The sequence below is a fragment of the Cupriavidus sp. 05N38 genome, from assembly GCF_056397345.1.
This window is the reverse complement of the sequence record NZ_JBFTNF010000002.1, coordinates 290,643-306,024: the sequence shown is the minus strand read 5'-3', so window position 1 is coordinate 306,024 and position 15,382 is coordinate 290,643. Positions and strand designations below refer to the sequence as shown.

Here is a 15,382-nt window from a genome sequence, read left to right as displayed (position 1 = left end):
TAAAAATGAACCGCAGGGGACTGCCCGGGACTCGGGCAGCGCGGGTGCAACGGAACATTCACGCCTGGAACGCATCGCTTGCCGGGCACCGCAAGGACGGTGCCGCAAGTCAGACAGGCGGGTTCTTCCGGGAGGGGCATAAGAATGAAGAACAACAGGGGTCAGTAGGTGAAATTGTTGCGATTGGACGGCCTCATGCGTCGCATGGCCGGCTTGTGCGGCGCGAGTGCGGGCACGACGATGACGTGGGCCTGGCTTGCTGCGTTGCTGACCGTATTCACAGCCTGGCTTGGCCCGGCGCAGGCGCAGGTGGCCGGACAGGTGGCCGGACAAGCGGGCGGACAAGCGGCCGCACGAGCGGTTGCAGTCCCCGGCGCGCGCGCGCCCAATATCGCCTTCCATTACGGCAGCAAGCCGCCGGTGGATGCCCTGCAGGCCTTCGATATCGCGGTGGTCGAGCCCGACAGCGGTTTCGACCCGCGCCGCGCCGCTACCCCCGGTACCGATTGGTTCGCCTACGTCAGCGTGGGCGAGGTCGAGCCGTCGCGCTCCTACCTCAAGGACCTTCCCAAGGCCTGGCTGACCGGCAACAACGATGCCTGGGGCGCCCGCGTGGTGGACCAGGCCGCGCCGGGCTGGCCCCCGTTCTACGTGGACAAGGTCATTGCGCCGCTGTGGGAGCGCGGTTACCGCGGCTTCTTCCTCGACACGCTCGACTCCTACCAGCTGGTGGCCAAGACCGACGCGGCGCGCGCCAGCCAGGAAGCCGGCATGGTCGCCGTGATCCGCGCCATCAAGGCGCGCTACCCCGACGCCCGCCTGATCTTCAACCGCGGCTTCGAGATCCTGCCGCAGGTCCACCAGCTCGCCTACGCGGTCGCGTTCGAGTCGCTGTACCGCGGCTGGGACCAGGGCAACAAGCGCTACACCGAAGTGAGCGAAGCCGACCGCAACTGGCTGCTCGGCCAGGCCCGCATCATCCGCGAGCAATACCGCCTGCCGGTGATTTCCATCGACTACTGCCCGCCAGCCGACCGCAAGTGCGCGCGCGACACCGCCGCACGCATCCGCGCGCTGGACATCATTCCCTACGTGGCCGACCCGGGCTTGCAGGCCGTCGGCATCGGCGCCATCGAGGTCATGCCGCGCCGCGTGCTGGTGGTGCAGGACCGCGAGGCCGGCGTCTCGATCGACGACTCCGCCGGCGTGCGCTTCGTCGCGATGCCGCTGAACTACCTGGGCTATCGCGTGGACTTCGCCGAAGCCAGCCAGCCGTTGCCGGAGATCGGCCCGGACCGCTACGCCGGCGTCGTGGTCTGGATGGGCGGCAATGTGCGCGACCAGCCCGGCCGTTTCTCCGGCTGGATCCAGCGCATGGTCGGCCAGGGCATCCCCGTCGTGTTCCTGAACGATTTCGGCGCGCGCATCGGCGGCTCGCTGGCTTCGTCGCTGCAGCTCAATGCGGTCAAGGGCAAGGTCGGCAAGACCGCCGAGGTCGTATCGAAGGATCCCATGATGGGCTTCGAGATGCCGGTGGCGCCGGACCGCACCCAGGCCGCTGCCGTGCAGGTGGGCGACGGCCCGGGCTTTCGCTCGCTACTGCGCCTGCGTTCGGGCACGCTGACCTACGACGCCGCCGCCATCACGCCCTGGGGCGGCTACGTGCTCGGCCCCTACGCCGTGCGCCGCAGCGCCAACGACCAGAACCGCTGGGTCGTGCAGCCGCTGGATTTCTTGCGCGAGGCGCTGCGCCTGCCGGCCATGCCGGTGCCGGACGTCACCACCGAGAACGCTCGCCGCCTGCTGACCATCCACGTCGACGGCGACGGCTTTGCCTCGCGTGCCGAGATCCCCGGCGGCGGCTTCTCCGGCGAAGTGCTGTTCCGCGAGATCTGGGACCGCTATCGCCTGCCGATGACGATGTCCATCATCCAGGGCGAAGTCGCCAGCGACGGCATGTACCCCAAGCTGACCGCGCAGCTCGAGCCGATCGCGCGCAAGATCTTCGCGCAGCCGTACGTCGAGGTGGCCAGCCACACCTACTCGCACCCGTTCGAATGGGGCCGCACCGTGCCCGACGGCACCCACGCGCAGAACCCCACCGAGGGCGACGACGACTACCACCTCGCGATCCCCGGTTACCAGATGGACCTGCGGCGCGAGATCGGCGGCTCGATCGACTATATCAACCGCACGCTCGCGCCCGCCAGCAAGCCGGTCAGCATGCTGCTGTGGTCGGGCGACTGCCAGCCCCCGCCCGAGGCCATCAAGCTGGCCGACCAGGCTGGCGTGCTCAACATGAACGGCGGCGACACGCTGATCACGCGCAGCAACCCTAGCTGGACGGCGATCTCGCCGATCGGCGTGAACAAGGCCGACGGCACCTTCCAGGTCTTTGCGCCCAACCAGAACGAAAACGTCTACACCAACCTGTGGCACGGCCCGTTCTATGGCTTCGAGCGCGTGATCGAGACCTATGAGCTGACCGACCGGCCGTACCGCTTCAAGTCGGTCAACATCTACTATCACAGCTACTCGGGTACCAAGGCGGCTTCCCTCAAGGCGCTGCGCAAGGTCTACGACTACGCGCTGAACCAGCCGCTGATGCCGGTGCACGCCAGCGACTACGCGCGCAAGGTGATCGACTGGCAGGGCATGGCGGTGGCGCGCGAGATCGGCGCCGGCGGCGACGGCAGGCAGCCCGCCGCGTGGATCGTGCGCGGCGACGGCAACCTGCGCAATGTGCGCTGGACCGGCGCCGGCGTACCCGACGTGGCCGGCTCGCACAATGTGACCGGCACCTCGCCGGCGCCCGGCGGCGGCGTCTACGTGCACCTCGTCGACGGCGCTTCGCGCATCGTGATGCGCGACGACGCGGCCAGGATGCCGGCGGTGCCGGAGATCGTCGAGGCCAGCGGCTTCGTGCGCGGCTGGCGGCGCGGTGGCCAGGGCAGCGCGCAACAGATCCGTTTTGACTTCAGCGGCTACACCAGGCCATTTTTCCGCCTCGCCGGCGCAGACCGTTGCCGGGTTGCCATCGACGGCAAGGCGGTAGCGGGCGTGCGGGAGCGTGGCACGCTGCGTTTCGACACCACGCCCGTCTCCAATCCCGGCAATGCCAAGCAAAGCGTTGAAATCACCTGCGGCGCCTGAGCGCGAGCGGCTGCTGCCGCCTGCGTTCGTGCTGACCTTCACCGCCATGGTGGGGATCGGCCTGGCGCTGATGTTCCCGCGCGAGACCTTGCGCGAACGCCTGCTGGGCGAAGGCCGCGCGGTCGATGGCCTGAGCATGGCCTACCTGGAGGCCTGGTGGCGTGCCACGCCGGACGACAACGGCTTCATGGCGGTGCTGGCCGAGCAATACGCGCGCACCGGCCGGCTGGACGAGGCCGAACGCATGCTCAGTCACCTCGAAGCGCGCTACAACGCCGCGCGCCAGGGCCCTGTGCGCAATCCCGCCGACGCCGACCTGCCCGGCCAGATCCTGCGCACCCGCATCGAGATCACGCAGCAGCGCGCCTTTGCCGCGCCGCCGGACACGCCCGAGCGCAACCAGCACGTGGAGCACCTTGCCGGCCTGCTCGGCCAGGCCGCGCTGATGACATGGACGCGCGCCGACCTCGAAGACCTGGCGACCACCGCCCGCGCGATCAATGCGCTCAAGTCCGCCCAGGTGTTCTACCGCGCGCTGGCCAGGAGCGATCCCGCCCGCGCCGACCTGTGGAACGCGCAGGCCGCCTCGGCGGCGCTTGCCGGCGGCGACTACCAGCAGGCGGCCGAAGCGCTGTTCAGCGCGCAGGCGCGCGCCACCGATCCGGCCGAGCAGCGCAGGCTGTTCCTGGCCGGGCTGAAGACGCTGCAATCCGGCAACCTGCTGGACCAGGCGCTGGCCCAGGCCGAACAACGCGGCGGCAAGCTGCTCGACAACGCGGAAGTCCTGCGCTACCTGACCAGGCTGGCGCTGGCCGCCAACCGCCCCGAGCAGGCCGCGCGCTACGTCGAGCGGCTGCTGCGCCAGCCGCCGAGCGTGCAAGGCATGCCCGCGGGCGCCGCCGCGCAGCGGGCGGGGATTCGGGGCATCGCCGGCAGCCAGCCGTGGGCCGCGCAAGGCGTGGTATTCCTCGACGGACCGCGCGGGCTGGCGTTGCGCCGCGCCATGGGCGAAGCCGGCATGCCACGCCTGCGGCGCGTGGCCGATGTACAGGGCAGGCCGGCCGCCCCGGCCGCCGTCGCGGCGCCCGCCGCCGCAGACCCGGACACGGCCGACCGCGCCTTCAACGCGGACGACTACGAACTCGCCTTCCAGGTCTTCCTGGCGGCCGGCAAGCTGAACGACGCGCAGCGCGTGGCCGAGACCGCGGTCAAGCACCTGCCCGGCTCGGCGCGCTGGCGCGAGCGCCTGGCCCAGGTGGCCGAGTGGAACCGCCAGCCCACGGTCGCGCTCAAGAGCTGGCTCGAGTATGCGCAGGCCAGCAACGACGAGACCGCCTGGAAGGCGGTGCTGCGCTTGGCCCCGGCCCTGAACGACGACCGCGCCTATCTGGCCGCGCTGCGCCATCGAGCCGGCACCGGCGACCTCGCCACCGTGGACGAGGTGGTCGCTACCTACGAGCGGCTGGGCGAGCCGGAGGAAGGCATGGCCTTCCTGGAGAGCCTCAGCCGCGGCCCCAACGCGCGCCAGGTGACGGAGCGGCAGGCGGAGCTGGCCGAGCGCGCCGGCAAGGACGCCCGCGCCTTCGCGCTGTACACGTCCCTGCAGGAACGCTTCGGCCCGCGCCCGGGATACGCGCTCAAGCGGGCCAACCTGCTCTACGTGCGCGGCGCGCTGCGCCAGGCGCTGGAGGCGATGGTGCCGTCCATGCCCGCCGCCGGCCCCACCGACATCGACTTCTGGCGCACGCTCACGGAACTGGCGCGCCTGAACCAGCGCGAGGACCTGCTCGAGCAGGGCTACCGGCAACTGACGCTGGCCATGGCCGGGACACATGACGACCACTGCCTGAAGATGCCGCCCGGCGCCGGGCGCAACCACTGCCTGGAGGACGTGCGCGACAGCGAGGAATCGGATTTCTCCAACCTGATCGATTTCTACGACAGCTCGCCCATCGATGCCGGGCGCATCGCCGAAGCCGGCTGGCGCAAGGGCGGCAAGCTCGAGTCGCTCGAGCTTGCCATCAATTACTACACCCGCGCGCGCGCCTACGACCGCATCGCCAGCCTGCTGCAGGCCATGACGCCCGCGCAGCTCAGGCAGGCCGAGCAGGCCAGCCGCTTCCTCGCCATGCGCGCCGAATACCTGCGCGCGCGCGGCGAACGCGACCAGGCCCTGGCCGACCTGCGCCGCGCCGCCAGCCTGCCCGACGCCGGCAGCGAGACGCTGGCCGCGCTGATGTGGTCGCTGGTGGACCTGGGCCCGGATACCGAGGTGCGCGCCATGATGCTGCGCCTCAGGGGCGAGGCCGAAGACAACCCGGACCTGTGGGGCGCCTTCGCCGCCGGCAGCATGCGCTTCCATGACGGCCGCGGCGCGCTGCACTACCTGCGCAAGATGGCCAGCGGCAAGAGCGCCGACCCGCTCTGGCTGGGACTCGCCGCCGATGCCTGCGACGCCATCGGCCAGACCGACACCGGCTGGCGCCTGCGCCGGCAGGCCTGGATCGACCTGCACAGCGACAAGAGCCCGCAGGGCCGCCGCGCCTCCGACCCGCGCGCGCTCGGCCCCGCCTCCGAGGAAGCGGACGCGCAAGGCGGCCCGGCCCCGGCCGAGCTGCGGCGCCAGACCGTGGCGCTGGGCCAGATCTTCGCCTCGGGCGACGTCTCGCGGCGGCTGGTGATGGAGATGCTGGGCGCCGACCGCAGCGTGATGGCCGGCGCCCGCGCCGCCGACTGGACCGGCCCGGCCGCGCCGAAGTCGCGCCTGGGCGAGATCCCGGGCCTGCCGCCGCTGGAACTCAGGTTGCCGCAGGACATGGCGCAGCGCGAGGCGCGCCAGCAGGCGGTGGTCTCCGCCGCGGCCAGGGAAGTGGCGCTGGCGTGGGCGCTGTCGAACGAGTCCAACGCGCTCGCGCGTGCCTGGCTGGCCCGCCAGTACGCACGCCAGCTGCTGCGCCCGGCCTATGCCGAAGTCACGCTGGCGCTGGCCGGCGGCGACCTGGACGCGCTCGACCGCGTGCTGGAGCGCCAGGCCGGCCGGGTGCCGGTGGACAACCAGATCGAGGCCAACGTGCAGCTCGGCCGCCTCGGCGCCGCGCAGACCCAGGCCTTCGATGCGCAGGACATCGCCCGCGCCGACGACAAGCTGCAGGAAACCCTGCAGGACACGCTGCTGTTCAATGCGCAGGCCATCGAGCCGCGCGTGACCTACCAGCGCCAGAGCCCGCTCGCCTACTTCGACTACAGCCTGGCCGGCGGCGTGCGCCTGTGGGATGGCTATGACCTCAACCTGCGCGGCGTCTGGCGCAGCCAGCGCAGCGTCGACCAGGCCCAGCTCACCGGCGTGCCCGGCTCCGACCAGCGTGGCGAGCTCTCGCTGGGCTACCGCGATCTGCACAAGCGCTGGCGGCTCGCCGTGGGACGGCGCGACGGCCTCGACAGCATGACCACCGCGCGCTTCACCGGCGCGTGGCGCGAGGAAAACCGCGTGAGCTTTACCACCGTGGCCGGCCTGAACCAGAACGCGGACGAATCGGCCGCGCTGCGCGTCGGCGGCGCCAAGGACGTGCTGGGGCTGGGCGCAAGCTATAACTTCGGCCTGCGCGAGTTCGCCGGCGCGCGCGTCGAGTACAACCGCTTCCGCGGGCAGGATGGCTCGTCGCTGGGCAACGGCGTGGTGTACGACGTCGAGCTGGGCTACCGCATCCGCACCGCCTACCCGGACTACACCGTGCGGATGGTCGGCACCCATGCCAGCTACAACACGCGCGGCGGCACGCTGAGCGGCAAGCTGGCCACGCTGGTGCCCGCCGGCGACGCCGCCACGCCGGCGTTCTACATGCCCGGAGGCTTCACGCAGGCCGGCGTCACGGTCGGCTTCGGCACCGAGCTGCTCGACGACTACACGCACAAATGGCGGCCGTTCGCCGAGCTCGGGCTGCTGCACGACACCCGCGCGGGGCAGAACTTCCGCGCGCAGCTGGGCATCGCGGGCACGGTCTTCGGCAACGATCACCTGTCCATGTATGTGCAGCACGAAACCGCCGCGCGCAATGGCGGCACGCCGCTGACCGAAGTCGGCGTGCGCTACAGATGGCTGTTCTAGTCCGGGCGGGCACCACGCCGCGCCGGTTCACCGCATGCAATCGGGATTCAATCGTTTAGGGGAAAAGCGTCATGGAAACAACTAGCAAGAAGCAGCATCGCGTGGCACGCCTGCTGGGCTGGTGCGGCGCAATGGGCGCGGCCCTGTGCCTGGCCGGCTGCGCGGTGACCGATGTGGGCCGCGCACCTGCGCTGAGCGCCGGCGAAGCACTGGCGGTCCTGCCTATCGTCAACTACACCGAGACGCCGCAGGCCGGCCTGCGCGCCGAGGCCATCGCCGAGAGCCTGCTCAAGACCGGCGGCATCGCCAGCGTGCGCCGCTACCCGGCCAGCCTGAACCCGGAAACGCTGTTCGAGCCGGCCGAGCGCGAAGCGGTGGGCAAGGCACTGGAATGGGCGCGTACGCAGAAGGTGCGCTACGCCCTGACCGGCGCCGTGCAGGAATGGCGCTACAAGGTCGGCGTGGACGGCGAGCCGGCGGTGGGCATCTCGCTGCAACTGCTCGACGTGAGCACGGGCGAAGTGGTGTGGTCCGCCACCGGCAGCGACAGCGGCTGGAGCCGCGAATCGCTGTCCGGCACCGCGCAGAAGCTGCTGCGCCGCTTGCTGGCGCCGCTGCGCCAGGGTTGAGACGCGGGAGAGCGCGATCGTGGCCAATACAGCCGACAAGATACGGGAAGGACAGGGCATTGGCGCGGGCGGCCGTTATCTGCGGCTGATCGCGCCTGCCACGAGCGGACCGGTCGCGCTGGTCGAGCTGGTGGTGACGATGGTCCTGGCGCTGGGCGCGGGCTACCTGGTGCTGCCGGGCAACCCCCTGCTGCTGGGGCTCGGCTTTCCCTGGGCCTGGCTGCTGCCGTTGATCCTGGCGCTGCGCTATGGCACGCTCATCGGCGTGGGCAGCGTGCTGATGATGCTGGGTGGCTGGTTCTTCTTCCACCAGATGGGGGCGCAGCCGGGCGAGTTCCCGCGCCTGTTCTTCCTCGGCGGCCTGCTGACGGTGCTGGTGGCCGGGCAGTTCGGCGATGTCTGGGGCACGCGGCTGGCACGCGCACGCGCCCTCAACCGCTACCTGGAGGAGCGCCTGGCCGCGCTCACCAAGAACCACTACCTGCTGCGCGTGTCCCATGCGCGCCTGGAGAACGACCTGCTGGCCAAGCCGACCACGCTGCGCGACACGCTGTCGCAGATGCGCGCGGTATCGCTCGAGGACAGTGGCGGCGGTGGCGGCCTCCTGGTGGGCGCGCGCCCGATGCTGCAGGTGGTGGCGCAGGCCTGCCAGCTCGAGGCGGCCGCGCTCTACGCGGTGCGTGGCGATACGGTTGACGCCGAGGCATCGGCGCGGATCGGCCCGGACTTCGAGTTCGATCGCGACGACGTGCTGGTGCGCCATTGCCTGGAGACGCGGCAGCTCGCGCACCTCCAGAGCGGCGGCGTGGCGCGCCAGCCGGCCGATCACCCGCAGACCCGCTACGTGGCGGTGGCGCCGGTACTGTCCGGCGCCGACAAGCTGGTCGGCCTGCTGGTAGTCGAGCGCATGCCGTTCCTGTCGCTCAGCTACGAGAACCTGCAATTGCTCATGGTGCTGATGGGCTACTACGCCGATGGCGTCGAGCATGCGGTCTCCACGCGCGCCATCGCGGCGGCGATTCCCGGCTGCCCGTACGACTTCGCGCTGGACTACGCGCGCTTGTCGCGCCTGCGCCGCGACAGCGGCATCGAAAGCACGATCGTGGCGCTGGTGTTCGACCTGGACGAATCGCGCGATGCCTTGTTCGAACAGGTGATCCGCAGCCGCCGCGCGCTCGACGTGGCATGGCCGCTGAGCAGCGCGCACCAGCGCGCGCTGCTCACGCTGATGCCGCTGTCCGGCAGCGAGGCCGCCTCGGCCTACCTGGTGCGCATCGAGGACATGCTGCGCGCCCAGTTCGGCACCGATTTCGAGGCCGCGCGCATCGGCGTGCACACGCTGGCCGTGCCCGCCAGCGCGCCGGTCGAGCCACTGGTGCGGTTGCTGCACCGCTGCCAGGTGGATGTACAGCCGGCGCCGGTGCCGGTGCCGGTGGCACTGGGCGAGGCTGGCCGTGGGTAAGCTCGGCATCGGCGGCGTCGCCGCGCAAATCGCCGCCCTGGCGTTGCTGGCGCGCGCCGGCAACAGCACCGCGCTGCTGCTGACCTTCCTGGGCATGCAAGCCCTGTCCGCCGCGATGATCGCCATGGTGTTGTGGCGCCTGCTGCCGCGCCGCTTTCGCGTGCCGTTCGCATGGAGCTACGGCTACCTGTTCGCGTTCTGCCTGCTGGTGCCGCTGGCGGGTTCCGTCGTCTGCGTGGGCAGCCTGTTGATCGCGCGGCTGTTCCCCGGGCGCAACGAAGCGGGCGGCATCGGCCTGGTCGGGCTGCCGGTGTTCGTCACCCACCTGATCTCGCGCGTCACGCACGGCGGCGGCGCCCGCCTGCGCGCCCAGCTGGGCAACACGCGCGCACCGCTGCCCGAGCGCATGACCGCGCTGGTGGCCATGCAGTCGATGCCGGCGCGCACCTCCAGCCCGGTGCTGCGCGACCTGCTGGCCGACAGCGCCGACGACGTGCGCCTGCTGGCCTATGGCATGCTCGACGGCGCCGAGAAGCACCTCACGCAGCGGATCCTGGCCGAGCTGCCGCGTCTCGAAGACGCCGGCGACGACGCCGGGCGCGCCGAGATACACAAGCGCGTGGCCGACCTGTACTGGGAACTGATCTACCAGAACCTGGTGCAGGGCGACGTCTATCGCTACACCGCCGACCAGGTCGAGCGCCACGCCCGCGCCGCGCTGGAGGTGGACGGCAGCCAGGCGGGCCTGTGGTACATGCGCGGGCGCCTGGCGCTGACCCGCAACGAACCCGCGCAGGCGCGCGAGTGGCTGCAGCGCGCCGAGCGGCTGGGCTTCTCGCGCGAGCGCACGCTGCCGCTGCTGGCCGAAGCCGCCTACCTCGAACGCGACTATGCCGCGGTGCGCGCCCTCCTGCTGTCGTTCGACAGCCCATCGCCGCTGCCCCTGGTGCGGCCCATGCTGCGTTACTGGCAATCATGAGCGATACCCCTTTGCCCCGCGCCGACTCGGCCGACGTCTGCCTGCTGCTCGAAGGCACTTTCCCGTATGTCAGCGGCGGGGTGTCGAGCTGGGTCAACCAGATGATCCGGGCCTTCCCGGAAATCCGCTTCGCCATCGTCTTCATCGGCAGCCGCCGCGAAGACTACGGCAACATGGTCTACGCGCTGCCCGAGAACGTGGTGCACCTGGAAACCCACTTCCTGTACGACTTCGCGCCGCCGCCGCTGGTGCACGGCAGCGCTGGCGACGCCACCGCCTTTGCCGCCTCGGCGCGCCTGCACGAGGTGTTGCGCAAGCCGGGGCAGGAGGCCGCGGCCGGAGAACTGATCCGCGCGCTGATGCCTGAACTCAGCGACGGCGGCAGGCTGTCGGAGGACGCCTTCCTGTACAGCCGCAACGCCTGGCAGACCATCACGGAACAGTACCGGCGGTACTGCACGGACCCGTCCTTCACGGACTACTTCTGGACCGTGCGCATCATGCACAAGCCGCTGTGGCAGCTTGCCCGCGTCGCCACGAACCTGCTGCCGGCCAAGGTCTACCATACCGTGTCGACCGGCTATGCCGGCTTCCTCGGCGCCATGCTGCATTACCGCACGGGCCGCCCGCTGCTGGTGTCCGAGCACGGTATCTACACCAAGGAACGCAAGATCGACCTGTTCCAGAGCCAGTGGATCCGCGACAACCGCAATGTGTTCGAGCGCGACATCTCGCAGATCAGCTATTTCCGCGAGCTGTGGGTGCGCTTTTTCGAAACGCTTGGCCGCGTGTGCTACGACGCCGGCGACACCATCGTGGCGCTCTACGAAGGCAACCGCCAGCGCCAGGTCACCGACGGGGCCAGCGCCGCGCGCACGCGCAATATTCCCAATGGCATCAACCTGCCGCGGCTGGCGGCGCTGCGCGCGCAGCGCGCGCCCGGCGTGCCGCCGGTGCTGTGCCTGATCGGGCGGGTGGTGCCGATCAAGGACATCAAGACCTTTATCCGCGCCATGCTCACGGTGGTTCGCCAGTACCCGGATGCCGAAGGCTGGATTGCCGGCCCGGAGGACGAGGATCCGGAGTACGCGCGCGAGTGCCGCAGCCTGGCCGAGAGCCTGGGGCTGGGCGATCGCGTCAGGTTCCTCGGCTTCCAGCGCATCGACGACCTGCTGCCCAAGGTGGGCGTGCTGGTGCTGAGCTCGATCTCCGAGGCGCTGCCGCTGGTGGTGCTCGAAGGCTTCGCCGCCGGCGTGCCGTGCGTGACCACCGATGTGGGCTCGTGCCGGCAACTGATCTTCGGCCAGCCCGGCGAGGACGCCGGGCTGGGCGCCGCGGGCGCGGTGGTGCGCATTGCCGATCCGGCCGCGCTGGCGCAGAAGGCCATCGACCTGCTGGGCTCGCCCGAGGCCTGGCACGCCGCCCAGCAGGCCGGTATCCAGCGCGTGGAGCGCTACTACACGCAGGAGATGATGGTTGGCAGCTACCGCGAGCTGTACACGCGCCTGATGGCGCAGCCGCCCGGGGCGCCCGCGGGCGTCCCGGGCGCAACGGCCGGCTCGCCCATGACGGCGGCCCAGGCCGCGGGCTGCCCCATGAAGGGAGGTCGCTGAGATGGCGGGGATTGGTTTCGAACTGCGCAAGATGCTGCGGCGGGACAGCCTGTCGGGCATGCTCGGCGCCTATGCCTACGCCGGCATCATCAGTTCCGGCCCGTGGGTGCTGTCGATCGTCGGCATCCTGCTGATCGGCGTGCTGAGCCTGCCCTTCGTGGTGCCGGGCAGCCTGGTGACGCAATTCCAGGTGTCGGTGACCTACCTGATCGCGGTCAGCCTGATACTCACCGGGCCGATGCAGCTGGCCTTCACGCGCTTCACGTCGGACCGGCTGTTCGAGAAGCGGTCCCACCTCGTGCTGTCGAATTTCCACGCGGTGGCCTTGCTGGTGACGGTGCTGGCCGGCGCGATCGGCCTGGCGTGCGCGCTGTTTGCGTTCCGGCAGCAATCGGTGCTGTACCGGCTGCTGATGATCGCGGGCTTCGTGGTCATGAGCAATATCTGGATCGCGGTGATCTTCCTGTCGGGCATGAAGCAGTACAAGGCCATCGTATGGACCTTCCTGCTCGGCTACACGCTGACCGTGGCGGCTGCGCTGGCGCTGCGCAACTACGGGCTCGAAGGCCTGCTGTCCGGTTTCGTCGCCGGCCAGCTGAGCCTGCTCACGGCGATGGTGGTGCTGATCTATCGCAACTACACCAGCCAGCGCTTCATGTCGTTCGAGGTGTTCCAGCGCCGCAACGCCTATCCGAGCCTGATGGCCATCGGCCTGCTCTACAACCTCGGCATCTGGCTCGACAAGTTCATGTTCTGGTACGCGCCATCCACCGGACAGCAGGTGATCGGGCCGCTGCACGCATCGATCATCTACGACATCCCGGTGTTCCTGGCCTACCTGGCGATCATCCCCGGCATGGCGGTGTTCCTGGTGCGCATCGAGACCGACTTCGTCGAATACTACGACGCGTTCTACAACGCCGTGCGCGGCGGCAGTTCGCTCGAGCATATCGAGGACATGCGCAACACCATGGTGCAGACGATCCGCCTGGGCTTGTACGAGATCGTGAAGGTGCAGGCCATCGCCGCGCTGCTGCTGTTCGTGGTGGGCCGCTACGTGCTGGCGCTGCTGGGCATCTCCGAGCTGTACCTGCCGCTGCTGTACGTGGACGTGATCGGCGCCAGCCTGCAGGTGGTGCTGCTCGGCGTGCTGAACATCTACTTCTACCTCGACCGCCGCCGCGAGGTACTGCTGCTGTCGGGACTGTTCGTGGTGCTCAATCTCGCACTGACTTCGCTGACGTTGCAGTTCGGGCCGGCGTGGTACGGCTACGGCTTCGCGGTCTCGCTGCTGGTGGTGGTGGCGCTGGCGATCTACCTGCTCGACCGCAAGCTGGACCGGCTCGAGTACGAGACCTACATGCTGCAATGACCAGAGGGCCCCGGCAGCCCGCCGCGCCTTGGCTGGCGCGGCTTCCCCCGAAGCTGTACCCTTCAAGCACGTGCCTGGCCGGTCTTGGCCCGGGCGCGCAGGGGGACGCCGGTTCGTATGTTTGCCGCTGCGGCGCCGGGCGCACGCGGCGCGTATAGAGGTAGGTATGAAAATAGCTTCGGTGGAAGACGACAAGAGCCAGGCCGAGCTGATCCAGCAGATCCTGAACTCGGCCGGCCATCAGTGCGAATGCTTCGCCAGTGGCGGCAGTTTCCTGCGGGCGCTGCGCGAGAAGTCGTTCGACCTGCTGGTGGTGGACTGGCAACTGCCCGATACCAGCGGCTTCGAGGTGGTCACCTGGGTGCGGCAGAACTCCGGGCGCAATCCGCCCATCCTGTTTCTCACCAGCCGCTCGCTGGAGGAGGACATCGTCGCGGGACTGGGCGCGGGTGCCGACGACTACATGATCAAGCCGATCCGCCGCGCCGAACTGGTGGCGCGCGTATCCGCGCTGCTGCGCCGCACCTATCCGCAGGCAGAGCAGGACAACGCGGTGCTCCACGTGGGCAGCTACCGGGTCGACACGCAGGCGCGCACGGTGGAAGTGGGCGGCGCCAAGGCCGAGGTCTCGCCGCGCGAGTTCGACCTGGCCCTGTTCCTGTTCCGCAACCTGGGGCGCCTGGTATCGCGCGAGGTGGCGGAGCAGGCCGTGTGGGGCCGCGCCATCGGCGCGGGCTCGCGCACGCTCGACACGCATATCTCGCGCCTGCGCATCAAGCTGGCGCTGCGGCCGGAGAACGGCGTGCGCCTGACCTCGGTGTATTCGCATGGCTATCGCTTCGAGGCCACGGCAGATGGCGACAAGCAGGAAGACTGAGTCTATGAAGTGGTCAGACATGGTAGCCGGCGGCATGCCGGGCGGTGCGCGGCGCAGTATCGGGCGCGGCATGGAAGGCCATCGCATGCCGCGCGTGGGCAAGGCGCTCGGGGCGACGGGCGCGGCCGGGCTGGCCGGCTTGCTTGCGATTGTCGCCGCGGGCTGGCCGGGCGGCGTGGCGGCGCAGGCCGCGGGCGCGGACGGCGCGGATTTCATCTACCTGGTGCGCCCGGGCGACACCCTGATCGGCGTGGCCGGGCAGTTCATGGACAGTCCCGGCGGCTGGCATGAGCTGCAGGCGCTGAACCGGGTGGCGGACCCGTACCGCTTGCCGCCCGGCATGCGCCTGCGCATTCCGCTGGCGCGCATTCCGGTTGCCGCCGGCAGCGCGCGCGTGGTGTTCGTCACCGGCGCGGCGCGCGCCGATGGCCGCGCGCTGCAGGCCGGCATGACGCTGGCCGAGGGCGCGCGCCTGGAAACCGATGCCGGCGCCGCGCTCACCATCGAACTGGCCGATGGCTCGCGTATCAGCGTGCCGCCGGGCTCCGCGGTGGAGGTCCGGCGCCTGCGCGTGTTCGCACGCAGCGGGCTGACCGACACCGTGATCGGCGTCGGGCGGGGCGAGGTGGATTCCCGCGTGGCGCCGCGCGGCACCGGCGTGGGACGCTACGAGATCCGCACGCCGTCGCTGGTGACCGGCGTGCGTGGCACGCGCTTTCGCGTCGGCACGGCGGACGGCGCCAGCCAGGGCGCGGTGCTGGAGGGCCGCGTGCAGGCCCGCTCGCGGCGCGGCCAGCAGGCCGCCGTGGTGGCCGGCTACGGCGTCAGCGTATCGGCCGCCGGCGTGCTGGCGCGGCCGGCCGCGCTGTTGCCCGCGCCGGCGCTGTCGCCATTGCCGTCGCCGTTGCTGGCGAGCCGCGTCACGGTTGGCTGGACGCCGGTGGACAAGGCAGCTGCCTATCGGGTGGTGGTCTCGCGCGATGCCGAGCAAACGGAACTGCTGTCCTCGCAGCTGGTGCGTCGCGCCGAGGCCGGGCTGCAGGACCTGCCCGAAGGCACGCTCTACCTGGGCGTCAGCGCGCTGGACGCGCGCCAGCTCGGCGGTGCCGCCACGGTGGCGCCGCTGGTGGTGCGGCTCAGTCCGCCGGCGCCGTTCACGCTCGCGCCCGAGCGCGACGGCACGGCCTACGGC

At 70.4% G+C, this 15,382-nt stretch carries 9 protein-coding genes; all 9 read left to right on the top strand.

Annotation, left to right across the window (positions count from 1 at the left end; all coding sequences use genetic code 11):
- The first annotated feature begins 240 nt into the window (after positions 1-240).
- The gene (locus AC1DK4_RS02335) at positions 241-3,153 is read left to right on the top strand and encodes a bifunctional glycoside hydrolase/polysaccharide deacetylase family protein (protein WP_441612265.1); all 2,913 of its coding nucleotides are present in this window, start codon (positions 241-243) and stop codon (positions 3,151-3,153) included.
- Positions 3,116-7,258 (top strand): tetratricopeptide repeat protein, encoded by a 4,143-nt coding sequence (locus AC1DK4_RS02330; protein WP_441643119.1) that lies wholly within the window; start codon positions 3,116-3,118, stop codon positions 7,256-7,258. The genes AC1DK4_RS02335 and AC1DK4_RS02330 overlap by 38 nt, the downstream gene beginning before the upstream one ends.
- Before the next feature lie 71 nt (positions 7,259-7,329).
- Positions 7,330-7,887, top strand: coding sequence for a penicillin-binding protein activator LpoB (locus AC1DK4_RS02325; RefSeq protein ID WP_441611980.1), 558 nt, complete (start codon positions 7,330-7,332; stop codon positions 7,885-7,887).
- Between the two features lie 19 nt (positions 7,888-7,906).
- Entirely contained in the window at positions 7,907-9,349 is a 1,443-nt protein-coding gene (locus AC1DK4_RS02320; RefSeq protein ID WP_441611981.1) for a PelD GGDEF domain-containing protein, read from the top strand.
- Positions 9,342-10,328 (top strand): tetratricopeptide repeat protein, encoded by a 987-nt coding sequence (locus AC1DK4_RS02315; protein WP_441611982.1) that lies wholly within the window; start codon positions 9,342-9,344, stop codon positions 10,326-10,328. The genes AC1DK4_RS02320 and AC1DK4_RS02315 overlap by 8 nt, the downstream gene beginning before the upstream one ends.
- Positions 10,325-11,941, top strand: a complete 1,617-nt coding sequence (gene pelF / locus AC1DK4_RS02310) for a GT4 family glycosyltransferase PelF (RefSeq protein ID WP_441611983.1) — start codon at positions 10,325-10,327, stop codon at positions 11,939-11,941. The genes AC1DK4_RS02315 and pelF overlap by 4 nt, the downstream gene beginning before the upstream one ends.
- 1 nt (position 11,942) lies before the next feature.
- Positions 11,943-13,313 (top strand): exopolysaccharide Pel transporter PelG, encoded by a 1,371-nt coding sequence (pelG, locus tag AC1DK4_RS02305; RefSeq protein WP_441611984.1) that lies wholly within the window; start codon positions 11,943-11,945, stop codon positions 13,311-13,313.
- 166 nt (positions 13,314-13,479) lie between these two features.
- On the top strand, positions 13,480-14,190 hold the full coding sequence (locus AC1DK4_RS02300; protein ID WP_441611985.1) for a response regulator transcription factor: 711 nt from the start codon (positions 13,480-13,482) through the stop codon (positions 14,188-14,190).
- 4 nt (positions 14,191-14,194) lie between these two features.
- On the top strand, positions 14,195-15,382 hold a 1,188-nt coding region (locus tag AC1DK4_RS02295), incomplete at its 3' end, for a FecR family protein (RefSeq protein ID WP_477131377.1).